Source organism: Campylobacter sp. JH23, from assembly GCF_017846595.1.
Classification (GTDB): domain Bacteria; phylum Campylobacterota; class Campylobacteria; order Campylobacterales; family Campylobacteraceae; genus Campylobacter_D; species Campylobacter_D coli.
The window spans coordinates 71,783-96,185 of record NZ_JAEQBP010000004.1 but is presented as its reverse complement, the minus strand read 5'-3'; the positions used below and the strand labels follow the sequence as shown (position 1 = coordinate 96,185).

The 24,403-nt window shown below is 30.9% G+C and carries 24 protein-coding genes and 1 tRNA gene; 15 read left to right on the top strand and 10 right to left on the bottom strand.

The window, feature by feature from the left end:
- Positions 1–96: 96 nt before the first annotated feature.
- The 4 genes from KAR88_RS04885 to KAR88_RS04870 form a co-directional block, all read right to left on the bottom strand.
- A tRNA-Asn gene (locus tag KAR88_RS04885) sits at positions 97–171 on the bottom strand.
- Positions 172–252: 81 nt separating this feature from the next.
- Positions 253–1,503 carry an ArsS family sensor histidine kinase gene (locus KAR88_RS04880; protein ID WP_002777440.1) on the bottom strand — a complete coding sequence of 417 codons (1,251 nt, stop codon included), beginning with the start codon at positions 1,501–1,503 and terminating at the stop codon, positions 253–255.
- Positions 1,500–2,174: a response regulator transcription factor gene (locus KAR88_RS04875; protein WP_002777451.1), complete on the bottom strand. Its 675-nt coding sequence runs from the start codon at positions 2,172–2,174 to the stop codon at positions 1,500–1,502. The genes KAR88_RS04880 and KAR88_RS04875 overlap by 4 nt, the downstream gene beginning before the upstream one ends.
- 82 nt (positions 2,175–2,256) lie before the next feature.
- Entirely contained in the window at positions 2,257–3,675 is a 1,419-nt protein-coding gene (locus KAR88_RS04870; RefSeq protein ID WP_002799293.1) for a DegQ family serine endoprotease, read from the bottom strand.
- A gap of 205 nt (positions 3,676–3,880) precedes the next feature.
- Between KAR88_RS04870 and KAR88_RS04865 the strand changes: the two genes are divergently transcribed.
- The 8 genes from KAR88_RS04865 to KAR88_RS04830 are packed head-to-tail and all read left to right on the top strand — an operon-like array spanning position 3,881 to position 11,561.
- Positions 3,881–4,780 carry a DnaJ family protein gene (locus KAR88_RS04865; RefSeq protein WP_002777454.1) on the top strand — a complete coding sequence of 300 codons (900 nt, stop codon included), beginning with the start codon at positions 3,881–3,883 and terminating at the stop codon, positions 4,778–4,780.
- Positions 4,781–4,796: 16 nt separating this feature from the next.
- Positions 4,797–5,171: a heat shock transcriptional regulator HspR gene (gene hspR / locus KAR88_RS04860; RefSeq protein WP_002777456.1), complete on the top strand. Its 375-nt coding sequence runs from the start codon at positions 4,797–4,799 to the stop codon at positions 5,169–5,171.
- A complete protein-coding gene (locus KAR88_RS04855) occupies positions 5,172–6,794 on the top strand; it encodes a cation:proton antiporter (protein WP_002792450.1) in 1,623 nt (540 codons plus the stop codon). It begins immediately after the preceding gene.
- A 9-nt stretch (positions 6,795–6,803) separates the two neighbouring features.
- Complete coding sequence (locus KAR88_RS04850; RefSeq protein ID WP_002781908.1) at positions 6,804–7,136, top strand: hypothetical protein; 333 nt, start codon at positions 6,804–6,806, stop codon at positions 7,134–7,136.
- On the top strand, positions 7,129–7,749 hold the full coding sequence (locus KAR88_RS04845; protein WP_002777462.1) for an HAD family hydrolase: 621 nt from the start codon (positions 7,129–7,131) through the stop codon (positions 7,747–7,749). The genes KAR88_RS04850 and KAR88_RS04845 overlap by 8 nt, the downstream gene beginning before the upstream one ends.
- A 52-nt stretch (positions 7,750–7,801) precedes the next feature.
- Positions 7,802–9,796 carry a glycine--tRNA ligase subunit beta gene (glyS, locus tag KAR88_RS04840; protein WP_002790569.1) on the top strand — a complete coding sequence of 665 codons (1,995 nt, stop codon included), beginning with the start codon at positions 7,802–7,804 and terminating at the stop codon, positions 9,794–9,796.
- Positions 9,793–10,614 (top strand): M23 family metallopeptidase, encoded by an 822-nt coding sequence (locus tag KAR88_RS04835; protein WP_002830247.1) that lies wholly within the window; start codon positions 9,793–9,795, stop codon positions 10,612–10,614. The genes glyS and KAR88_RS04835 overlap by 4 nt, the downstream gene beginning before the upstream one ends.
- Positions 10,611–11,561: an SAM-dependent methyltransferase gene (locus tag KAR88_RS04830; protein ID WP_002781910.1), complete on the top strand. Its 951-nt coding sequence runs from the start codon at positions 10,611–10,613 to the stop codon at positions 11,559–11,561. The genes KAR88_RS04835 and KAR88_RS04830 overlap by 4 nt, the downstream gene beginning before the upstream one ends.
- Positions 11,562–11,660: 99 nt before the next feature.
- Here the strand turns inward: KAR88_RS04830 and KAR88_RS04825 are convergent, their stop codons facing one another.
- Positions 11,661–12,080 carry a hypothetical protein gene (locus tag KAR88_RS04825; RefSeq protein WP_023890836.1) on the bottom strand — a complete coding sequence of 140 codons (420 nt, stop codon included), beginning with the start codon at positions 12,078–12,080 and terminating at the stop codon, positions 11,661–11,663.
- A gap of 209 nt (positions 12,081–12,289) precedes the next feature.
- On the bottom strand, positions 12,290–13,267 hold the full coding sequence (locus KAR88_RS04820) for a Ppx/GppA family phosphatase (RefSeq protein ID WP_192801253.1): 978 nt from the start codon (positions 13,265–13,267) through the stop codon (positions 12,290–12,292).
- A gap of 55 nt (positions 13,268–13,322) precedes the next feature.
- Between KAR88_RS04820 and KAR88_RS04815 the strand changes: the two genes are divergently transcribed.
- Both KAR88_RS04815 and pdxA read left to right on the top strand, forming a co-directional pair.
- The gene (locus KAR88_RS04815; RefSeq protein WP_002783656.1) at positions 13,323–14,090 is read left to right on the top strand and encodes a pyridoxine 5'-phosphate synthase; all 768 of its coding nucleotides are present in this window, start codon (positions 13,323–13,325) and stop codon (positions 14,088–14,090) included.
- A gap of 2 nt (positions 14,091–14,092) precedes the next feature.
- Positions 14,093–15,193, top strand: a complete 1,101-nt coding sequence (gene pdxA / locus KAR88_RS04810; protein WP_002777479.1) for a 4-hydroxythreonine-4-phosphate dehydrogenase — start codon at positions 14,093–14,095, stop codon at positions 15,191–15,193.
- Here the strand turns inward: pdxA and KAR88_RS04805 are convergent.
- A complete protein-coding gene (locus tag KAR88_RS04805; RefSeq protein ID WP_002792278.1) occupies positions 15,177–15,782 on the bottom strand; it encodes a hypothetical protein in 606 nt (201 codons plus the stop codon). The two genes, pdxA and KAR88_RS04805, sit on opposite strands and share 17 nt — an antisense overlap.
- 242 nt (positions 15,783–16,024) lie before the next feature.
- On the opposite strand from KAR88_RS04805, the gene KAR88_RS04800 reads away from it, so the two are divergent.
- From KAR88_RS04800 to KAR88_RS04790, 3 genes are all read left to right on the top strand, one after another.
- On the top strand, positions 16,025–16,336 hold the full coding sequence (locus tag KAR88_RS04800) for a hypothetical protein (RefSeq protein WP_002777486.1): 312 nt from the start codon (positions 16,025–16,027) through the stop codon (positions 16,334–16,336).
- Positions 16,337–16,483: 147 nt separating this feature from the next.
- Positions 16,484–17,506 (top strand): uroporphyrinogen decarboxylase, encoded by a 1,023-nt coding sequence (hemE, locus tag KAR88_RS04795; protein WP_002783662.1) that lies wholly within the window; start codon positions 16,484–16,486, stop codon positions 17,504–17,506.
- Complete coding sequence (locus KAR88_RS04790) at positions 17,503–18,405, top strand: radical SAM protein (RefSeq protein WP_002777490.1); 903 nt, start codon at positions 17,503–17,505, stop codon at positions 18,403–18,405. Before hemE ends, KAR88_RS04790 begins: the two co-directional genes overlap by 4 nt.
- On the opposite strand, the gene KAR88_RS04785 is transcribed toward KAR88_RS04790, so the two are convergent.
- From KAR88_RS04785 to KAR88_RS04775, 3 genes are read right to left on the bottom strand one after another with little or no spacing between them, the layout of a single operon-like run.
- The gene (locus tag KAR88_RS04785) at positions 18,402–19,595 is read right to left on the bottom strand and encodes a hypothetical protein (protein ID WP_002777493.1); all 1,194 of its coding nucleotides are present in this window, start codon (positions 19,593–19,595) and stop codon (positions 18,402–18,404) included. The genes KAR88_RS04790 and KAR88_RS04785 overlap by 4 nt on opposite strands.
- A gap of 1 nt (position 19,596) precedes the next feature.
- Entirely contained in the window at positions 19,597–21,411 is a 1,815-nt protein-coding gene (gene uvrC, locus KAR88_RS04780; RefSeq protein ID WP_002786130.1) for an excinuclease ABC subunit UvrC, read from the bottom strand.
- Positions 21,404–21,880: a hypothetical protein gene (locus KAR88_RS04775; protein WP_002777499.1), complete on the bottom strand. Its 477-nt coding sequence runs from the start codon at positions 21,878–21,880 to the stop codon at positions 21,404–21,406. The genes uvrC and KAR88_RS04775 overlap by 8 nt, the downstream gene beginning before the upstream one ends.
- Before the next feature lie 136 nt (positions 21,881–22,016).
- Here KAR88_RS04775 and guaA point away from each other — a divergent pair, with 136 nt between their 5' ends.
- Positions 22,017–23,552 (top strand): glutamine-hydrolyzing GMP synthase, encoded by a 1,536-nt coding sequence (gene guaA, locus KAR88_RS04770; protein WP_002777501.1) that lies wholly within the window; start codon positions 22,017–22,019, stop codon positions 23,550–23,552.
- 174 nt (positions 23,553–23,726) lie between these two features.
- A complete protein-coding gene (locus tag KAR88_RS04765; protein ID WP_002777505.1) occupies positions 23,727–24,335 on the top strand; it encodes a class I SAM-dependent methyltransferase in 609 nt (202 codons plus the stop codon).
- Positions 24,336–24,403: the final 68 nt, after the last annotated feature.

Genomic DNA, 24,403 nt, shown 5'->3' with positions numbered 1-24,403 from the left:
AACATTGGGTTTTGGTATGATAAAATATACTTAATTCCATAACTTAATATTTGGATTTATTAAAAAATAAAATATGATTTTATAGAGAGTTAGAAGTGGCTCCGGATGTAGGATTCGAACCTACGACCAATCGGTTAACAGCCGACTACTCTACCGCTGAGCTAATCCGGAATATCTTAAAAAGTAAAATGTAATTATATTTGATTTTTAAAACTTTGTCAAGCATTTTTTTAAAAAAATGCAAAAAATATTTTATTCTTTAACGATAATACTCTTTAAATTTCTAAAATAAAATAAATTTACACCCTCTTCATAATCATAATCAAGCTTCATTCCATGAGATTCTAAAATAGTATTGACTATGTAAAGTCCAAGTCCAAAGCTTGATTTTTGCTTCGAGCCTCCTTGGGTAAAAGCTTGAGTATAATACTCTAAAGTGTTATTTAATTCAGGACCTCTATTTTTAAAACAAATATAATCATCCATTATATCGATTTGTATAAAGCCATTTTCAGAATGCTTAATACCATTATCAATCATATTTTTAATCGCAGTGGTAAAAAGCTTGAAATCTACATTTACAAAAAAGCTTTCATCCATAAAAATGCGTATGTTATTATCATCTCGCATAGCAATTTCTTTGGCTTCATCCAAAACATCTAAAATATTGTATTTTTTGCGGTTGATAAATGCTGCTCCTGAAGTAATCTGCTCTATGGCCGCAAATTCATTGATAAGAATTTCAAGACGGTTAAATATACTTTCTAATCTTTCTTTGTATTTATTATCCTCTAGCATTTCAAGAGTTATAAGCCCTTTGGTAATCGGGGTTTTAAGCTCGTGCATCATATTTCTTAAGAAAAATTGGCGTGATTGATTGAGCTTACGAATTTGAACGATCGCTTGATAAAAAGCCTCACTTACTTGAGAAATTTCATCCACCCCCGTGCTTACATCTTCTATATCATTAAGCTTTCCTTGTGCAAATTTATCAATTTGCTTCTTTAAAGCTTTTAAAGGCTTCAGTTTTTTAAATATATAAATATAGAGCAACACAAGTATACAAATCACGGCTACAGCTATGGCTTTAATGATAAAATATCTATAGGTTTGATAGTCTTGATCTTTGTAAAGATTTACCTTGCCATCAAAAATGATATTTAAATACACTTGTCTATCATAAGAGATGATTTCGATCAAGCCATTATTGACCTCGACTCTAGCTAACACTTCCCCGCCAAAAAGAATTCTACGAATTTGTCTAACCTCTAAGATAGGCTCCATTTTATTGTAATTTTTCGTTTGTTCTTCAAATTCTCTTTCACTAATTATCCCTGCAAAATTTAAAAGCCTTGCGTTGGCTATTAAAGAATATTTGGTATTTAATTCTCTAGTATAATTTTGCTGATCGTATTCTATAAGCCACAAAAACCCAAGAATAACACTGACACCAGCAAAAATAAAAATAAAAGTTATGGTATAAAAAATAGATGAACGATTCATTGAGTCAGCTTATAGCCTATACCTCTGATAGAATGGATATATTTTGGAGTTTTTGGATCATCACCCATTTTTTGACGAATACGGCTGATGATTACATCGATGCTTTTATTGCTTGAGTCTTCACTGATTGAAGAACAATTATAAACAAGCTCTTCGCGACTGACAACACCGCCTTCTTTTTTGATCAAATAGCTTAAAATGTCAAATTCCGCATTGGTTAAAGTCAGCTCTTGTCCTTTCATTGTGATGATATGCTTGTATTGATCATAAACAAGATCTTTAACGCTTTTTGCTATGGCGCTTTTTGTATTTGAAATGCGTCTTAAATGGCTTTTAATGCGCGCTTGAAGTTCTTTAGGATTATAAGGCTTTGGCAAATAATCATCCGCGCCCAATTCTAAAGCATTAACCTTATCTGTAATATCATGTCTAGCGCTTGAGATAATAATAGGCGTATCATACTTTTTACGAATTTCCTCACACACTTCAAGTCCATCAAGTCCTGGCAAGGAAAGATCCAAAATTATAAGCTGATATTCTTTTAAAGCAAGTTTTGAAAGACCTATATAAGGCTCGTGTGCGATATCAACTTTCATATCAAATTTTTCTAAATACTCAGCCGTAATTTCAGCAAGCTCTAAATCATCTTCTATCATAAGGATATTTGTCATTGCATTCCTTTTACTGTATTTAATCTTAGTTTTTAAATTCTAAACTAAATTATATAACGAAAGGGAAACCCTTTCATAAAAATTATTTAAGTATCAACAAAGTTGCAAAACCATTACGATAAACCCAAATTTTAGTAAATTCTTTTTTCTTCACTTGTCTTAAGGCTTGTTCTAAATCTTTTAAATTTTTAATTTCACTTTGTCCTACGCCTATAATGATATCACCCTCTTTAAATCCTGAATCCTTAGCCCTGCTCTTATCTTTAACACTTTCTACAAAAACCCCATTTACATCTTTTGGAATTTGCAAACGCTCTTTAAATCTTGGATCTAAATTTCTTAAAGTCATACCCTCGATCAAATCATTTTGAACGGCTTTAGGATTTTCTTTTTCTCCTTTAAGGATAAAATCAACCCTTTTATTTTCCCCATCTCTTTCAAAATTGAGTGAAATTTTTTGACCTATCTCTAAAGTGCCTATATAGTTTTTAAGATCGCTTGGACTTTTAATCACTTTATCATTTACCTTAGTTACCAAGTCCCCACGCTTAAGTCCTGCTTCATCAGCACTTGAACCCTTTTGTATATCGGTAATTAAAGCACCATCTTGATTTTTATAAGCTTTTTTAGTATCACCCTGTAAAGCAGAAATAGTTACACCCAAAAATCCTCTATCAATCCTACCCTTTTCAATAAGCTTTTTAGCTATATCTTTCACCATATTCGAAGGTATTGCAAAGCCGATGCCATTATTTCCACCCCCACGAGAAAGAATGGCTGAATTTATTCCTACTAAAAATCCGCGACTATCGACTAAAGCGCCGCCTGAATTTCCAGGATTGATTGAAGCATCTGTTTGGATGAAATTTTCATATTGGTTTAAGCCTATATTGTCTTTATTTAAAGCAGAAATTATCCCGCTTGTAACACTAAATCCAACACCAAAAGGATTTCCTAAGGCAAAAACAACATCTCCTTCCATTAAATCATCTGAATTTGTAAAAGTAATAGCCCAAAGATTGTTTGCTTCTATTTTAATCACTGCTAAATCCGTCTTTGGATCCTTGCCTATAAGCTTGGCTTTATATTCTGTATCACTGCCTGGCAAACTTACACTGATAGTATCTGCATCATCTACTACATGGTTGTTTGTAACGATATAACCATCTTGCGAAATAATCACACCCGAGCCCAAAGAGCTTACCACTTCTTTATCATTTCCTCCTCTTCTTTGTGGAAAATCAAAATCAAAAAATTGTTTAAAATAAGGGTCGTTAAAAAAATCATCTAAAGGACTTGGACGATTGGCTCTTGTAATGGTTTTTGAAGTAGAGATATTTACAACAGATTTTTTAGCATCTCTTATCGAATTATGATAAGAAAGAACTACATCTCCAGCCGCAGGATTGACACGATTGCTTGTTATACTTGTTTCATTAAAATTGATATTTGCAGCAAATAAAGCACTTGCTAAACTCAATGATACAATAAGCTTTTTCATTTTGTTTCCTTTTTTATTTATATTATTCTTAAAACATATAATTTGTAAAATATTTTACGCATTTCATAAGTATAAAACCGAAAATTTACAAAATTGTAAATGAAAGCTTGAGTGATAAAAATTTATAAAACTTGATTGACTTAGGCTAAAGTTTTTGATATAATTTCTATTAAATAAAACAATTATATATTTTTTAAGGAATAACATGAATAGCTTATATGAAACACTTGGAGTATCTAAAAATGCTAGCGCAGATGAAATAAAAAAAGCCTATCGTCGTTTAGCAAGACAATATCATCCTGATATCAATAAAGAAAAAGGCGCTGAAGAAAAATTTAAAGAAATCAATGCCGCTTATGAAATTTTAAGTGATGAAAAAAAACGCGCACAATACGATCAATACGGAGACTCCATGTTTGGAGGACAAAGTTTTCACGATTTCTCAAAAAATACAGGTGGGGTCAATTTAGATGATATCTTAAAAGATCTCTTTGGTGGAGGCTTTGGTGGAGGCTCTTCTAGAGGAAGTCGTTTTAATGGTTTTTCATCAAAAGGCTTTAACACCGGCTTTGGAGGTTTTGGCGGATTTGAAGAAGAGGATTTGGATTCTACTATAGAACTTAGCATTCCTTTTGAAAAAGCAGTGGTAGGTGGAGAATATAGCTTTAATCTTCAAGGAGAAACGATCAAATTTAAGATTCCACATGGGATCAAACAAGGAGAAAAACTTAGAATTCGTAACAAGGGTAAAAATGGCCGCAATGGAACACGCGGGGATTTGATTGTTAAAGTTAAATTAGGAGAAAGTGAAATATATCAAAGAGAAGATGATGATTTATATCAAAAAGTTGATATCTCTTTAAAAACTGCCCTATTTGGTGGAAAAGTCACCGTTAATACTCTTAAGGAAAACAAAAAAGAAGCCACCATAACCATACCTGCAAATTCTAAAAACGGACAAAAAATTCGCCTTAAAGGCTATGGGGTGCAAAATCGCAAAAGTGACATCTATGGAGATATGTATTTGGTATTAAATGTTGTTTTACCAAACACTGAAACCTTAGATGAGAAATTAATCGAAATGCTAAAAGAAAAACTATCATAAAAAAAGGAGTAAAGTCATGGAACACCATTATAATGAACCCGTATATTTAATAAGTGTCGTAGCAAAAGTATTAAGCATACATCCACAAACCCTAAGACAATATGAAAGAGAAGGTTTGATAGAACCTAGTAGAACTGATGGAAAAATAAGGCTCTATTCTCAAAGGGATATCGATCGTATCAAGCTTATCTTGCGTTTAACGCGCGATATGGGGGTAAATTTGGCAGGAGTAGATGTGATTTTAAAGCTTAAAAATCAACTTCATGAATTTGAAAATTTAATCGATGAGCTACGCTTAGAGCTTAGCAAACAACAAAATCCAAATGCAAGCTCAAAAGCAGTTGTAAAACATAAAAATAGTTTTGATTTAATTTTTTATGAAAAAAAATAGATGGATAATTTTTTAGAAATTTTTTTAATTACAGCTGCTCTAGCTATCGTTCTTAATGTTATTTTCAAGAAATTTGAAATTCCTACTATTATCGGTTACATTGCTGCAGGAGAGATTATTTCTAAAATTTATCATCTAAGTGGCAAGGGTGAGATTACACATATTGCTGAATTTGGTATAGTATTTTTAATGTTTACTATAGGGCTTGAATTTTCTTTTAAGCATTTAATAGCCATGAAACAAGAGGTATTTTTAAATGGCTCTTTACAAATGCTTACTTGCGGCTTTGTTTTTATGTTGCTAGCTATAGGAATTTTAGGACTTGGTGATAAAAGCGCAACCATAGTAGGTTTTGCTCTAGCTCTTTCTTCAACCGCAGTGGTGCTTAAAATTTTAAATGATAATGGCGATATTAATGAGCAATACGGAAGAAAAGCCTTAGGGATTTTACTTTTTCAAGACATAGCTGTGATTCCTTTGTTATTGCTTGTGGATATTTTCTCTTCAAATAATCAAAACATAGGACAATTACTCCTTACAACTCTTCTTTCAGCAGTTATCTTAATCGCTTTACTTTTCTTTATAGGTAAATACTTAGTCGATAGGATATTTAGACTGATTATACGCGCTTCCTCGCAAGAAATTTTTATCAGTACTATACTCTTTATGGTGATTGGGGCAAGCTTTTTGGCAAATTATTTTGGTTTTTCTTATTCTTTAGGAGCTTTTATCGCAGGAGCCTTGATAGCAGAAACTAAATATAAACATAAAATCGAAGCAGACTTAATCCCTTTTAGAGATTTACTCTTAGGCTTATTTTTTATAACCGTAGGAATGCAAATTCAGCTTCATATCGTAGCACAAAATTGGTTTATTATCTGTGTCTTAACCTTACTTATAATGGGTTTAAAATTTGGCATAGTATGTGGTTTTTTATTTTTATATACCAAAAAAAGAGTGGCTTTAAAAACTGCTTTTTCTATCGCTCAAGTTGGAGAATTTGCTTTGGCAATCTTCTCGCTCTTGCAAGCAAAAAGTATGCTAGATGTTGAAACTGCTCAAATTTTGATTGTTGTTTCTATTGTAACTATGATTATCACCCCTTTTGTATTAAACAATATAAGAAAAATAGCCAATGTAGTAGAAGATATGACTTTAAACACTAATGTTGTTCAGCAAAGCACTCACAGCACCCTAAAAAATCATCTTGTAATCTTTGGATACGGACGCTTAGGACAAGAGATAGTGCAAAAAATCAAAAATACTGGTGTTCCTTATTTGGTTTTAGAAAGTGATTTAAATTTGGTAGAACTTGGCATAAGTCGGGGTGAAAATGTCGTTTTTGCCAATGCTGCCCAAGAAGAAACACTCAAGATAGCCAATATAACAGAATGCGCAGTAGCAATCGTAACCATAACCAACGAAGCCAAACTCGAAATGATTTGTCAGGTTTTAGCTTCTTATCCAAAGCCTATTGATACAATTATCCATGTTAATGGTAGTCTTGAAAAGATACTTTTTTCAAGTATCGATGAAAACATACGCATTGTAAGATCTGAAAAAGTCATCGCAAGAAATTTAGTCCAAGAGGCTCTAGAATGCAGAATTCACAAAAATACTTAAAGGATGGTATTGGCAAAAATAGATGAAAAAACTCTAAGGGTTAAATATTTAAGAGCCTTGGAAAAATTTGCAAATGCAGCTATTTCGGCTTTAAAAAAAGAAAATTTTGATAAAGAGAAATTTCAAGAAAGAATGGAAAAAAATAAAAAAATAGTTGAAAAATGCGAGGCGGTAAATTTAAATTCAAGCTATAATAAAAGCTTAGAAAATTTTGTAAATCATTGCCTTGATTTTTCAAAACAAAAAGAAGAACTTCTAAGCCTTGCAAATGCTTTAGATAAACTTAAAAAAGGTGAAAAGAAAGAAAAACATAAAACTTATTTGAAGGATTATTATGATTAATGTATTTTTTGATATGGATGGCACCTTAATCGACAGTGCAAATGCTATATCTTGTGCTGTCAATGAGATAAGAAATGAACTAAATTTAAGCCCACTTTCTAGGGAGAAAATCATGCAAACCATCAATACTCCAAATGTAGACTGGGCAAAAGAGCTTTATAGTATAGATAATTTCCATCATTCTAGCTTTAAAGATGGTTTTGAAAAATATTTCATCAAACACTATGAGCAAAGCGTGGTTTTATTTGAAGGGGTTAAAGAAATATTGGAATTTTTAAAAGAGCAAAATTGTTTTTTAGCTATCGCCACTAATGCGCCTCAAAGCTCGCTTTCTAGCATACTTAAAAAACATGAAATCATTCCTTATTTTGATAAAATTTTAGGTGTAAGTCTTGGTATAGAACCCAAACCCCATCCTATGATGCTAGATCTTTTAAAGTCTGAAGCGCCCCACAAAATAAGTGTTTTTATAGGTGATAGTCAAAAAGATAGAGAATGTGCGAAAAATGCTAATGTGCCTTATTTTCATGCGAAATGGTATCAAAAGGATTTACAAGAAAATGAATTTAGCAATGCAAACGAACTTAAAAACTTTTTAGAGAAGTATTTATAAGTTTTTTAATGAAAATTGAGTTAAAATAAAATAAATTTTTAAAAGAGTACATATGAGTGAATTATTAATAGAAATCGGAACAGAAGAACTACCCGCTATTCCTTTACTAAAAGAATTAGCCAATATAGAAAAAAAATGGAAAGATGTTTTAGAAGATTATCGCTTGGTGAGTGATTTTAAATTTTACTACACTCCGCGTCGCTTGGTGATTTTTCATAAAAATTTCGCAAGCAAACAAGAAGATAGCTTTGCTGAATTTATAGGTGCACCTAAAAATGTCGCTTATAAGGATGGTCAATTATCAGCCGCAGGACAAAGCTTTTTACAAAAAGCAGGCATTAGCGAAAATGAGCTTTCTTTTAAAGAGATCAAAGGTAAAGAAGTCTTGTATCATCAAAAAGCCATTAAAGGTTTGCAAAGCCAAGAAGTTTTAGGAGAGATGATTCATCAATTTTTAAAAAGTCTTAACTTTGGTAAAAGCATGCGTTGGGGTGCGAATTCTTTTGAATTTATCCGTGCAATCCGCTCTATAGTTTGCATCCTAGATGATAATTTAGTCGAATTTGAAAGCTATGGTGTTAAGAGTGCTAAAAAAACTTTTATACACAGAAGTGTAAGCTATGACTTGCAAGAATTTAATAACGCAAAAGAATATTTTAGCCTTTTAGAAAAAAATTACATTATCTTAGATCCACTCCAAAGAAAAGAGAGAATACTCAAGCAATTTAAACTCCTAGAAAGCCAAAACAATATCCAAATAGGCGAAGATGAGGAGCTTTTGGCTGAAGTTATTGCTATCACAGAATACCCTAATGCACTTTTAGGAAGTTTTGAAGAAGAATATCTTCAAATTCCTAGCGAAGTTATCATTACTTCCATGAGAGAAAATCAACGCTATTTTGCAGTCTTTAATGAAAAAGGTTTAAGTAATCATTTTATCGTTGTAAGCAATGCAGTGTGCGAAGATTACTCAAAAATCATTCACGGTAATGAAAGAGTTTTGCGCGCAAGACTTAGTGATGCAATGTTTTTCTATCAAAACGATTTGCAAAGTGGCTTAAATCCTGAAAAACTCGCTAAAATGACTTATCTTGAAGGCTTAGGAACAATGCAAGATAAAAGTCTAAGAGAGATAAAAATCGCTGAAGTTTTATGTCAAATGCTAAACAATGATAAAATCGCAAATATAAGCACTGCGATCAAATACGCAAAAGCTGACTTAGCAACGCAAATGGTTTATGAATTTACAGATTTGCAAGGCATTATGGGAAGCTATTATGCACAAAAAATGGGTCTAGATTATGAAATTTGTCTTGCTATAAAGGAGCAATACCTACCAAATTCCGAACAAGCTCCACTTCCTAGCACTGAATTTTCAAGCATAGTTGCCCTTGCAAACAAGCTTGATACTCTCATAGGACTTTTTAGCATAGGTAAAATTCCAAGCGGTACAAAAGATCCTTACGCCTTAAGGCGTGCTGCTAATGGGATAATCAAAATTGCCCTAAATTTAAACAAAGAATTTGACATTCAAGCACTACTAGAAAAACTAGCAAGCCATTATAAAAACTTTGATATGCAAATTTTAAAAGATTTTATTTTTGAAAGACTTTATACCTTTTATAGCGTTAATGCTTCTTTTATCAAAGCGGTTTTAAGCTCTAAAAGCACAGATCTTATCCACATCAATCAAAGCGTAAAAGCCCTTATAGAATTAAGCAAAAAAGCTAATTTTCAAGAAAATTTCACTACCTTTAAAAGACTGGCCAATATCGCTAATAAAACTTCGCACAAAGTCGATGAAAACCTTTTTGTTGAAGAAGCAGAAAATAAACTTTATAAAGCCTTTAAGGAAAAAATTCAAGCACACTCTTTACAAGAAAAACTTGAAAATCTCTTCTCACTTAAACCTTTTATAGACGAATTTTTTGATAAAGTAATGATCAATGCCAAAGATGAAAAACTTAAAAATAATCGCCAAGCACTTATCTATGAAATTTACGAAGAATTTCTAAAAATTGCCGATCTTAAAGAGCTAAGCCTATGAAAGCTTTTTTTCTTTTTTTAAGTCTTGCTCTTTGGCTCTTTGGAGCTCAAAATTTCGAGCTTATTAAAGGACAAGCTTTATTTTTGGAACTGGATAAAAAAGATTTTATTTCTTTGAAAAACGAAGATAAAATTTTAGCTACCTTTCCTCATCCTAAAAATCAAGAGAAAATTTTAGCTATATTTTCACTGCCTTATAAAAATCCTCCTCAAAATACTAAGCTTACCGCTCTTTATAAAAACAAAAAAGAAGAAATTTTTATAAAAACTTTGGAAGGCAATTACAAAAGTGAAAAATTAAGCGTAGAGAATAAAAAAGTTTTTCCACCTAAAGCTGTTAAAGAACGCATTGCTAAAGAATTTAAAGAAGCTAATGCAATTTATAGTTCTTATACTCCAAAAGCTTTATTTGATGGCTCTTTTAATACGCCTTTAAATTCTTTTATTACGAGTGATTTTGGCAAAGCAAGAACCTTTAATGAAAAAGTTGCAAGCTATCATAGCGGAACAGACTTTAGATCCGCTGTAGGAACCCCCATCTATGCGGCTAATTCAGGTGTAGTAAAAATAGCAAAAGATCGCTATTTTGCAGGAAAATCAGTAGTCATTGATCATGGTTTTGGCATTTACTCGCAGTATTATCATCTTTCTAAAATCGAAGTTAAGGTAGGACAAAAGGTTAAAAAAGGTGATTTTTTGGGGCTAAGTGGAGCTACAGGAAGGGTTAGTGGGCCACACTTACATTTTGGTATTTTAGCTGGAGGTAAACAAGTAGATCCTTTGGATTTTATCTCTAAATTTAATACACTTTTTCAATGAAATTTAGCGAATTTTTTCACGCTTGGCTGCATGAAAGTTATTATAAAAACGCTGTTAGTATAGGCAAAAATGGAGATTTTTTTACCGCAGTAAGCGTGGGAAATCTTTTTGGCACTCTTTTAGCAAAGCATTTTTTAGATCTTATAGATAAAAAAGTCTTAAAACTTCCCTTAGAACTTGTAGAAATAGGAGCCAATGAGGGCTATTTGAGTAGAGATTTTTTAGCCGCTTTGCTTGAATTTAGGCCTGAAATTTTTTCCAAGCTTTCTTTTTTTATCATAGAGCCTCATGAAAAATTAAGAAATTTACAAAAAAAGACCTTAGAAGGCGTGGAATTTACACATAAGAGAAGCTTAAAAGAATGTCATTTTGAAAATGCCTTTTTCTTTTGCAATGAGCTTTTTGATAGTTTCACTTGTGAATTGATAGATGATGATAAAATGGCCTTTATTAAAGATTTTAAACTTGTTTTTGAGCCTATGGAGGCTAAATTAAAAGAAAAATGCGAAATTTTAAATTTAAAAAAAGGCGAATTAAGCCTAGAATTGGAAGAATTTTTTAAAGATTTGGATAAAGCTTCTAAAAAATTTATCTTTGCAAGTTTTGATTATGGCGTGTTTAACCCCCAACAATTTAGCATTAGAATTTATCAAAAACATGAAGTTTTTAATCCTTTTGAAATCACTTTAAAAGATTTTTTTGGTAAAAGCGATTTAACCTACAATGTCAATTTTAATCAAATTCAACAGCTTATAAAAGAACATGATTTTAAACTCTTAGCTCTAAAAAAACAAAACCAAGCCTTGATTGATTTTGGTTTTGAAGAATTATTAAAATACATCAAAGATAAAAATCTTAAGACTTATGAAAATTTTCTTTCACAAAGTAAAATTTTATTTTTTAATTTTGATGAAAAATTTCACTTCTTTGAATTTGCTAAATTCTAGCATGATTGTTTTCTTTATTTTTCAAATCAAGCATTGCATAACTAGCATCTGCTATATTAGCATAGTCTTTGATTTGAGAGATAAGTTCTTTAGGATTCATCAGTAACTTTGTCCTGTATATTTTTCATCACTTTTTATAAATTTACCATTGGTAAAATAATGAAAAGATCCTCCGCCTGCACTTTTACGACTTATGCTTGAAAAGCTAAATCCTCTTCCTTCATCTCCAAATAAACCATAGTTTTTTACTTTATAATCTATCATGGTAGAAAAAACAACAGGATATTTTTTACCCTCACACACATAATAAGTTGTCATACCTAAATAAGGTCTTAATTTTTTATAGTTTTCTTCACCCATATATGCTTTAAATTGATCTTCATAGTATGCAAATTCGGGTTTATCTTTGAAGTTGAAGTTTGATTCTCCTATTTTATAATTATAATCATTACGATAATATTTACAACCATTAGAAAGGATTTGGGGGAATTTTTTTCTATGACTTTTAATTGATCCCAAAAATCATCCCCTAAAGACATTTTTTTCATTGCCTCTCCTTTCTTTCTTTCATTTTCCAATATCTCTTCTCTTATTTTTTTATCAAAGATATAAATTCCACCATAATTACTTGCAAGAGTTTCTATTTCACTTGCTTTTTTTTCTTTAAAAGCACATGTACTTAAAAAGATTAGGGTAAATAAAGTAAAAAATAATTGCTATGGTAATTTTCATTGGTAATCTTTTAAATTTAAATCAGCCATACAAAGCCCCTCCCTTAAACCCTCATCAATCACTATAAGTTTTTCTCTTTCAAAAATACTAAAAAGCAAAAAACATCCCGCAACTAAATAATTTTTTCGCGTATTTCCTACCCAAAAACTTGCCTTTTTTTCATCCATATACCAAAGTTTTTGCCCAAAAGTTAAAAAATCATTGATATTTAATCTTGCACCATTGATTTTCTTTGCCTCGTATTTTTCATAATTTAAGCCTTTTTTTAAAGCCGCTAAAGCCGTAGGGACACCTGAATTTAAAACGATATTTTTCATCTTGCTTTGTTTTAATGCTTTTTTTAAACCATTGCTTTGCCCAAAGGCCTCAAAAGCCATGGTTTTTAAAAAATTATCGTGAATTAAAAAATGAATTTTTAGCTTTTTATCTTTAAATCTATAAGGAAAATTAGGATATTTTTGAAGTATTTTTTTAAAAGAAAAAGAATTTGCGATTTTTTTTATCTTGCATTTTTCATAAAAACTGATAGTACCAAAATCAAAACTTTGAAAATTATCCCTAAAAGAAAATTCACAAGATGCGCCCCCTAAATCACAATACCCACAATCCAAATTTAAGCCTAAATTTAAAAGCCCCCTTTTCATACCCAAAACGCTGATTTTAGCTTCAATTTTGGCATCTATCACTTTAAAATCAATTTGAAATTCCTGTTTTAAACGAGTAAAAATTTCATTCGTATTGCTTGCTTTTCTAAAAGCTGCAGTTGCGACTGCTCTTGCTTGGCTTAAATCGTATTTTTTAGCTATTTCTTGAAGTGCATTGCGAAGTTTTTCTATGGCTTCATCACTTATCTTTCCAGTTTTATCTAAGCTTTTAGCCGAACCTATGATAAATTCATATTCATCCAATTTTTCAAATTTTTCATTTATAAAAACCGCTCTTAAAGTATTTGAGCCAAGATCTATACCTAACATCACTATCCTTATTTAAATTTATAGTATAATAGCAAAAAAGTTCTAAAGGAAAAATATGCTTTTAGGTGTAAATATCGACCACATTGCAGTATTAAGACAAGCTAGAATGGTAAATGATCCTGATCTTTTAGAAGCCGCTTTTATAGCTGCTAAATTTGGAGATCAAATCACTTTGCATGTAAGAGAAGATCGTCGTCATGCTCAAGATTTTGATTTAGAAAATATCATACGCTTTTGCAAAAGTCCTATCAATTTAGAATGTGCTTTAAATGATGAAATTCTAAACTTAGCACTTAAATTAAAACCTCATCGTATCACCCTAGTGCCTGAAAAAAGAGAAGAGCTTACCACAGAAGGGGGGCTAAATTTAAATCATAATAAAATCAAAGAAAGTATAGAAAAACTTCAAAATGCGCAAATCGAGGTTTCACTTTTTATCAATCCTAGCTTAGAAGATATACAAAAATCATATGAATTAAAAGCTGATTTTATAGAACTTCACACAGGACATTATGCAAATTTGCATAACGCACTTTTTAGCAATATCTCTCATACAGCCTTTGCTTTAAAAGAATTTGATTTAAGCAAAAAAACATTACAAAGTAAATTTGAAGAGGAGTTAAACAATATAGAAATTTGTGCTAAAAAAGGAGTGGAGCTTGGATTAAAAGTCGCTGCTGGGCATGGGCTAAATTATAAAAATGTAAGCCAAATAGCAAATATCAAAAAAATTTGCGAACTTAATATCGGCCAAAGTATTGTAGCAAGATCGGTTTTTGTAGGACTACAAAATGCGATTTTAGAAATGAAAGCACTGCTTTAAAGATGAAAAAATTAGCCATTAGCATAGGCGATATCAATGGCATAGGGCTTGAAATTCTAGCACGCTCACATGAAAAATTAAGCCAAATTTGCACTCCTTATTATTTTATCCATGAAAGCTTGCTTCAAAAAGCTTTAAAACTTTTAAATTTAGAGCTTTTAAATGCAAAAATCGTAGCTTTTAAAGATGCTAAAAATTATGAATTTACACTGCTTAAAAAGCATAATTCTCTTGAAATTTATTCTTTTGGCTTGCCTTTAAATTTAAAAGTGGATGAAAACTTTGACATTAAAGCAGGAGAAATAGATGCAAAAAGTGGCCTATATAGCTTCTTAAGCTTTAAGGCGGCAAGCTATTTTGTTTATAAAAACCACGCACACGCCCTACTTACTCTACCTATACATAAAAAAGCTTGGGAGGATGCGGGGCTTAAATTTAAAGGACATACTGATGCACTAAGATTCTTTTTTAAAAAAAATGCCATCATGATGCTAGGATGTAAGGAACTTTTTGTAGGACTTTTTAGCGAGCACATACCCTTAGCAAAAGTAAGCAAAAAAATCACTTTTCAAAATTTAAGTATTTTTTTAAAAGACTTTTATCAAGAAACTCGCTTTAAAAAAATCGGACTTTTAGGTTTTAACCCACATGCAGGAGATTATGGGGTGATAGGAGGCAAAGAAGAAGAGCTTATGCAAAAGGCTATCGCTTTTGTTAATGCTTTTTTAAATTCTAAAAAAGATGAAAAATTCTTTAAAAAAGCTCTAAAAGATGAAAAATTACAAAAAGAATTGCTTTTAAATTTTAATACAAAAGGTGTTTATTTGCCCTACCCTTTAGTCGCAGATACAGCTTTTACAAAATCAAATTTAAAAGCATGCAATCGCTTAATAGCCATGTATCACGATCTTGGCTTAGCACCCCTAAAGGCTTTGTATTTTGAAAAAAGTATCAATGTGAGTTTAAATTTGCCCATTATACGCGTAAGTGTTGATCATGGCACCGCCTTTGATAAGGCCTATAAAAATGCCAAAATCAGTACTAAAAGCTATTTTGAAGCAGCTAAATTTGCTTTAGAATTGCCTTCTAAAGCTTCAATCTAGCATTATCATCGATCAAGCCCTCTTGGGCTAGATTGTCTATAAAAATTTCCAAATCTATAGGATCTTGAATGCTCATTTGGATTAAATTTTCATATCTATCTACTTGATTATTAAAAATTTGCTTTAATCTTTCTTTGCTTTGAGTATCTTTTTTAGCTTTTTGCATAAGCTCTAAAAATACTTTAGCATAAGTTTTTTCTATACAATCAGTCTTGTAAACAAAAGGCGATTGAGGATCTTGATCTGCTTGCAAAAGATCGTTTGATATAACTTTGGCACAATTTTTTCTTTCTCTAAACATTTTTTTCACAACCAATTTAAAATCTTCTTTTATATTTTCATTTGCATTTTTTAAAAGCTCTTGATATAAACTTATAAAGATATTATCCATCAAAGCAAGTTTTTTATTTTCAAATTCATTAATAGCGCCTATTTTATTGCATATGATTAACTCATCATCATTTTTGCCATTATTTTTAACCTTAGAACAATCAAAACTCGCTCTAACTTCATTTTTATATATAAGCTCATCAAAACTCAAGCCCCATAAGCTAAGAAAACTTAAAATTGTTAGTAAAATTATCTTCATTGCCTCTCCTTATTTTTTGTTTTATTGTAACAAAAATATTTTTAATTTTTTTAAAAAAATCAAAATACAAATTTTTAACCATCACAATACAGATTTATTTCAAACAAATTAACAAAACTGTGAAAACTCCTTTTACTTTTTGATAAATGATCAAAAATTTTCTAAAAAATTATCCAAAATTTCTAAATTGGAATAAAAATTGCTTATCTAATTTAAAATCAAAAAAACAAAAGGAGGAGAAAATGGTGGTAAAAGATATCCAAACAACTTCAAGCTCTATGTTTAGTGCTACAACCAAGGTTAAGGAAAAAAGCACTTCAGCAGATGAATTTCAAGCTACTCTAAATGAAGTTAAAAACAAAGAAGAAAAAGAAGACAAAAAGACAAGTTCAAGTGAATTTACTAATGAAGATCTTGATCTTAGTGCTGTTAAAGAAGATTTTAAATCTTATGCTTGGCAAAAAATGAGAGAAGATCAATACAAAAAAAATGAAGAAGATTTACTCAATAAACTTTTTGCAACCATTGATGCGGGAAATACTGCTAAAATATAAATTTAAAATTTCATTGCGAGAATTTTTCAATTCTCGTATAAATTTATAAAACACCAAAATAAGACAATCACAAATCTTTCATACAACAAAACACATTTATTTTTATTAATTTCTGTTATAATTTTATGAAAAAAACAAAGGAAAATTATGATTTTTATCGACGCTTGCTTTAAAAAACCTACACCCTATACACCCGTTTGGATGATGCGTCAAGCAGGAAGATATTTGCCTGAATATATGAAAGTTAGACAAGAAGCGGGAGATTTTTTATCCTTATGTAAAGACTACAAAAGAGCTTCGGAGGTTTCTTTACAACCTGTTGATATTTTAGGAGTTGATGCGGCGATTATCTTTTCAGACATTTTAGTAGTCCCTCTTGAAATGGGAATGAATTTACGCTTTGAAAAAGGCGAAGGACCGGTATTTCAAACACCTATTTCAACCTTAGAAGACCTTAACAAGCTAGATGATCAAAATGCTTATAAAAAACTAAACTATGTTTATGATGCTTTAAAACTAACACGCGAAAAATTACCGCTTGATAAAGCTTTGATAGGATTTTGTGGCAGTCCTTGGACTATAGCAACTTATATGATAGAAGGAAGCGGAAGTAAAAATTATGCAAAATGTAAAAAAATGCTTTATCAAAATCCAGAACTTTTGCATGAAATTTTAAATAAACTCACTCAAGTTTTAAAATCTTACTTAGAAGAACAAATCAAAGCAGGTGCAAATGCGGTGCAAATTTTTGATAGCTGGGCGAGTGCTTTAGAATGTGATAAATTCTTTGATTTTTCATTTAAGTATATGCTTGAAATTTCTGATTTTATTAAAAACAAATACCCTCACATACCTGTAATTTTATTTCCTAAAGGCATTAGTGGCTATTTGGATAAAATCGATGGAAATTTTGATGTTTTTGGAGTTGATTGGAGTACTCCTCTTGATTTAGCACGCGATAAATTATCCCACCAATACACCCTACAAGGCAATATGGAACCTTGCAGACTTTATGATAAAAAAGCTATCAAACAAGGCGTAGAAAATATTCTTGAAATTATGCAAAATAAAGCTCATATTTTCAATCTAGGTCATGGAATCTTGCCTGACATTCCTGTTGAAAATGCAAAATACTTTATCCAGCTTGTGCAAGAAAGTTCAGCCAAATGAAAATTCTCTTTGGCCCCATCAATTCAAGACGTTTTGGAAGATCTTTAGGTATTGATCTAAGCCCTAGCAAGAAACAATGCAATTTTGATTGCGTATATTGCGAACTTGAGGCTCAAAAACCTCAAGAAAAACAAGATGAGATTGTAAGCGTAGAAGAAATCATTTTAGAAGTTCAAGGCGCTCTTGAAAAAAATGTCCCATTTGACTTTCTTACCTTAACAGCCAATGGGGAACCAAGCCTTTATCCTCATTTAGATGAATTGATCTCATCCTTACGCAAGATTGCTAAAGATAAAAAATTGCTCATTTTAAGCAATGGCACCGTGGTTTTAGATCAAGACAAATTCAATACCTTATTAAAGTTAGATGTGGTTAAATTTAGCCTAGACAGTGCTATTTCTAAAACCTTTTACCGTATTGATAGGGCTTTAAAAAATATTAACTTAGAAAAAATGATAGAAAAAATGGCAGAATTTAAAACCCAATTTAAAGGTGATCTTGTAATGGAGATCCTTGTCGTAAAAGATCTTAATGACAATGAAGAAGAATTTATCGCTTTAAATCAAGCTTTAGCTAAAATAGCGCCCTTAAGAGTTGATTTAAGCACCATTGATAGACCCCCAGCTTATGCGGTTAAAAAAATAAGCGAAGAAAGACTTTTGGAACTTTCCAAACTCATAACTTCCACTCCCGTGCTTTTGCCCAAAAGACACTATGAGGGTGAAAAGTTAAATTTTAATGAAGAAGAATTGCTAAAAATGCTTCATCTACGCTCACAAAGTGAGATAGATATAGAAAATAAATTAGATAAAACTTCTCAACTTCTTTTAGACAAGCTTATAAAAGAAGAAAAAATAAAGATTCTTAATCTAGCAGGAGTTAAATTCTATAAAGCCTAATTTTTAGGCAAATATTTTCTAATCAAAGCTATAAGATCATTTCTGCTGATATCATTTAAAACCTCGCTTACGCAATCAAAATCCCTCACCCTCTCCCTAGAAAAGAATATAATATGACTTTGAGGGTGTTGCTTTTTATAAGCGCTAAGAATAGAACGCATCTGCTCAAGATCAAATTTAATCAATTCATAATCAAGCAATATCAAACGATAAGCTTCTTTTTTTAATTCTTTTTTCAATTCACTAAAAGAATTCACGCGCATATTTTGGGAGCATTGTTTTTCTATGATATTAAAAAACAAAGTTGCATCAAACTCATTTTGTTTAAAAAGCAAAACATTATTTTGATAAGGAGTTTGAAATTTTAAAGCACAAATTTTATCAAGTTTTCTTTGCAAAATATTTTCAAGCTCTTTTTTTTCAAAAGGTAGGCTTAAAAAATACTCATAATATAAGTTTTTACTACGCCCAAACACGATAAAATCATCAGCTTTCTTAGAACTTTGCTCTAAAATTTTATCCTTAATGAAAACCACATGAAAATCATTGATATCAAAACTCAAACTCTTAAAAATAGTATTTTCTATGCCAAAATAAGACAACAAATTTGCTAGCAAAAATGCTTCAAGCCCATCATCACTTACTATCGCAGCACTTGCTTCAAATTGCAAAACATTGCCCTGTGCCACCCCTATGCTTTTATGGTATTCTAAAGCTTGATTAAGTCCAAGTCTAATTTGTTCTTTTTGATGTTTTAATGCATTTAAAACAAGTGATTTGATTTCCTTGCTTGCTTCTTCTTCATCTAAACATCTTACAACGCCCTCAATATTGCCAATTTGATACAAACTATCCTCTAGCAATTTTGCATAAGTTTCTTTTTCATGAGAAATCTTAAATAAATCTTGATTTAAATGTGCTATTTTTTCCCGAATCAAATCCAAACTCGTTTCGATATCTATCTCTTCAGCATGTATAAATTCATTTTTAATTAATAAAATTTTTTGATCTTTCCTAGCCAAAGCTCGTTTTTTTCGAAAAAGGAAAAATATTAAAGTTAAAGACAAAATAAAAATACTAGCAAAAAAAGTAAGTTTAATTTGCTCAAGGCTTTCATGAATTCTTGTAAAATCTATACTTAAAAAAGCCAAAATAATATTAAAAATAAAAATAATCCAAACCAATAACAAATCAATCTTCCTTTATTTTTTGTGCTGATTTTTTTCCTACTAATTGGCACAATTCTTCAAAATTTGCCTCATAAATAGCTTCAAAACTTCCATAATACGCCAAAAGTTTTTGTATAACTCCCGCACTAAGTCCTGATTTTACAAGCTTAGAGCTTGATAAATCTTGTTTTTTCTTAGTGTTTTGATGAAAACTTATGGCAAAACGATGTGCTTCATCTCTTAATTTCTGTAAGAATTGTAATTTTTTATCGTTAATGCTTAGGGCAAATTCTCCTTTTAAAGAGTGAATTTTATCTTTAGCCCCTCCTTTAGCGCGGTGAGCTTTAGCATCGATTTTTTCTTTTGAGATTGCTAAAATATCAACATTTGCCCCACTACTTAAGATGATTTCTTTAGCTAAATCAAGCAAAGCCTTTCCCCCATCTATAAGCCACAAATCAGGAGCAGGCATTTTGTCAAATTCTAATGCTCTACGCGTTAAAACTTCACGCATTTGCTCATAATCATTTTTGTATTTTAAATGAAATTTTCTATAATTTGACTTATCCCAAGTACCCATTTTATAAGTTATCATAGCTCCTACATTCGCCACACCTTGCAAATGAGAATTATCAAAAACTTCTATACAATTTGGCAGATTTTCAAGCTCGAAATAATTTTTAAGTTCTTTTTGTATATTAAAATCACTATTTTTTTGCTCTTTTTGTATATTTAAACACGCATTTTGAAATGCCAAATCACAAATTCTTCTTTTTTCCCCTATTTTAGGAACTTTAATGCTGATTTTTTTATCAAATCTCTGGCTTAAAATTTCTTCTAAAAGCTCCCTGTCTTCAAAATCCTCATAAACATAAACAGTATTTGCAACCAAAGGAATGTCTACGCTAAAATTTTCTAAAATAAGCTGTTTATAAATCTCATTTTTATCAAAATCTGTATTGTTTTTAAGCGGAGTGATTTTAGAATTAGCGCTGATGATTTTTCCATTTTGCACCACAAAACGCAAAGTTGAAAGCATAGAGCTTTCACAAGCTAAAGCAAAAATTTCAAAGTCTTCTAATTTAGCGATATCAATCTCAACTTTAATTTCCAAATCCCTTATCGTAGCAATCTGATCTCTTATTTTTGCCGCTTCTTCATAATTCTCATTTTGGGCTAAATGAAACATTTGTTTTTCCAAATTTTTCACTAAAATACTAGGGCTTAAAAGAGCATTGATAGCTTTATCTAAAATCAAACGATATTCTTCTTGGGTAATTTTTTTATCACAAGGCGCAAGACAACGAGAAATTTGATAAAAAATACAAGGAGATTTACAACTTGCTTTTTGCTTTAAAGGATAGTATAAATAAAGCGCATCTAAAAGCTCTCTAGCTCCTTTAAAAAAGGGGCCAAAATATTTGATTTTACTTTTTTTAACTAATTTTCTAGTGATTTCAAAACGCGGAAATTCTTCATTAAAATCTACATAAATATAAGGATAAGTCTTATCATCTCTTAGTAAAATATTGTATTTTGGATGAAGTTGCTTGATAAAAGAATTTTCCAAAATCAAAGCATCAGCTTCTGAATTTGTTGTAATAAATTCCAAATGCACCGCTTCTTCTATCATTTTTTGAATTCTTAAAGAATTTTTTGGATTGGCGCGTAAATTTGGGGTAAAAGCAAAATAAGATCTTACGCGGTTTTTAAGATTTTTAGCCTTGCCTACATATAAAAGCTTTCCTTCGGCATTAAAATACTGATACACTCCAGCATTTGCAGGTAGGGTTTGAAGCTCTTCTTTGAGAGTATTTTTAAGTAAAATTTCAGCCATTTCTTATCATCTGCCTTATTTCTTCAAATTTCTTTGCTAAAATTTTATTTTCAAATTTATTTTCAAATTTTCCAAGGCTTAATTCTATATAGGGTTTTTTAGCCGTGAAATTTTCATTATTTTTTATTGTATTATTGTATTTTTGTGTAAAAATTTTTAAATCTTTTATATCTGAAAATCCACTCAAAGGATACATTTTTCCGTATTTTTTTATGAGAACTTTAATATAAATTTTGCTATTATCGTGATTTAATTCTTGGTAAGCGGCTGAATTTAAAGTCACTATATTTAAAATATGATTTTTTATATAAATTCTAGCGATTAAACGCTGTTTGGCAGGCGGAAAAGAATTTAAAAAATCTTTACAAAAAAATAAGGTTTTTAAGGGTCGATAATGAGACTTACTCATCAAGTCATTAAGAATGGCGCTAGTATTTTTAATTATCTTTGGACTTTGAAATTTTTCCATAAGATGATTTTAGCATTTTTTTTCTTAATTTTTTTGTGTGCATGTGGCTATAAGGGCAACCCACAATACACTAGCTACGAACAAAATGGTTCAATAAAAAGCATTAAAAAATACGAACAATTAAATAGGTGGTAGAATGAAAAAAGCAGATATTTTAGTTTTAGATTTTGGATCGCAATATACTCAGCTTATAGCAAGAAGATTGAGAGAGCAAGGCGTTTATGCTGAGATTTTGCCTTTTAATGTAAGTTTAGCAGATATCAAAGCGAAAGAACCTAAGGGTATTATTTTAAGTGGTGGCCCTGCAAGTGTTTATGCAACAGATGCGTACTTTTGTGATAAAGAGGTTTTTAATCTAGGCTTACCCATACTTGGAATTTGTTATGGTATGCAACTCATGGCTCATCATTATAAAGCCAATGTTGCTCCAGCAGGACACAAAGAATACGGCAAAGCAAGTATAGAAATTCAAAAAGATAGCGATTTGTTTAAAAATCTACCTAAAAAACAAATCGTTTGGATGAGTCATTCTGATAAGGTTGAAAATTTACCACAAGGTTTTGAAGTTTTAGCAACAAGTGAAAATAGTCCGTATTGTGTTTTTGCAAATGAAGAGAAAAAATTCTTTGCCTTGCAATTTCACCCTGAAGTACAACACAGTGAATTTGGCAAAAGCATCTTGAAAAATTTTGCAAAATATGCTTGCAATTGCGAAAGTATTTGGAATATGGGATCTTTTGCAAAAACTCAAGCTGAAAAAATTCGCGAAGAAGTGGGCAAAGATAAAGTTCTTTGTGCTGTAAGCGGCGGGGTAGATAGCAGTGTCGTAGCAGCCTTACTAGCAAATGCAATCAAAGATCAAGTTATAGTAGTTTTTGTAGATAATGGACTTTTAAGAAGTGACGAAAAAGAACAAGTTGAATTTATGTTTAAAAACACTTTAGGGATTAATCTTATAAGCATTGATGCAAGCAAGATTTTCCTAGATCGCTTAGCAGGAGTTACTGATCCTGAGCAAAAACGCAAAATCATAGGCAATACCTTTATAGAAATTTTTGAAGAAGAAGCTAAAAAACACAAAGATGTGAAATTTTTAGCTCAAGGCACACTTTATACTGATATCATAGAAAGTTCGGTTATAGGTGCAAGCAAAACTATCAAAAGCCACCACAATGTAGGTGGATTGCCTGAAAAGATGAATCTTAAACTTGTTGAGCCATTAAAAGAAATTTTTAAAGACGAAGTGCGTGCTTTAGGTATCGAGCTTGGATTAAGCAAAGAAATAGTTTATCGCCATCCTTTCCCAGGCCCTGGTCTTGCTATACGCATCATGGGAGAAGTCAATCGCCCAAGTCTTGAATTACTACGCAAAGCAGATGTAATCTTACTTGAAGAACTAAGAAGCACAGGTTGGTATAATAAAACTTGGCAAGCTTTTTGTGTATTGTTAAATGTAAAAAGCGTTGGTGTTATGGGAGATAACCGAACTTATGATAATACCATTTGTGTTCGTGTTGTTGATGCAAGTGATGGAATGACAGCGACTTTTTCACACATACCTTATGAAATTTTAGAAAATATCTCGCGTCGTATTATCAATGAGGTTGAAGGTATTAACCGCGTAGTTTATGATATCTCAAGTAAACCACCTGCAACTATAGAATGGGAATAAATTAAAAAATCTGAAAACCTGATAATAATATACAGGTTTTCAAGAATTTAAAACCCTCATTAACAAATTTTTAATACATAAAAAACTAGCATATAAAGTCATAGAAAAAGCTTATATTAAATGTATTAATTTTATTATAAAAATCAAAGAGTGTTAAAATTTTTAGGAATATGGATGGAAAATAGCATAAAAGATTCATACAATAAAATTTGTAAAAAGTGGAGTGAATTTCGCAAAAATACCTCAATCAATCAATGCATTGTCGACTTCGCAAATAATTTAAGTCCAAATTCAAGAGTGCTAGATATTGGTTGTGGAACTGGATATCCTATCGCTTTATATTTATCAAAACAAGGATTTCAAGTTACAGGGATAGATATTTCAGAAGAAATGATAAAACAAGCACAAAAACTTAACTTACATAATGCCACTTTTTTAGTAGAGGATATTTTAAATTTCAAAACAGATAAAAAATATGATGCAATCATCGCATTTGATTCTATTTGGCACATTAGGTATGATAAACAAGAATGTATTTATCAAATCATTTCTTCTTTGTTGACATCTGGTGGATTGTTTTTATTTACTCATGGAAAAAATGATGGCGAAATTATAAGCACAATGTGGAAAGAATCATTTTATCATAGTGCTTTAGGTTTAGAAAAAGTACATAAATTATTAAAGCAAAACGGATTTGATATCTTATCTTCCATAGAAGATTATATAGAAGAAACTACAGGTGATCGAGAATTGCTCATTATTGCTAAAAAGAAAGAATTATAATATAGCTTTATTTAAAATTATCAAGCTTTAATCCAAAAATTTTACAATGCGTGCTTATTTTTAGGACA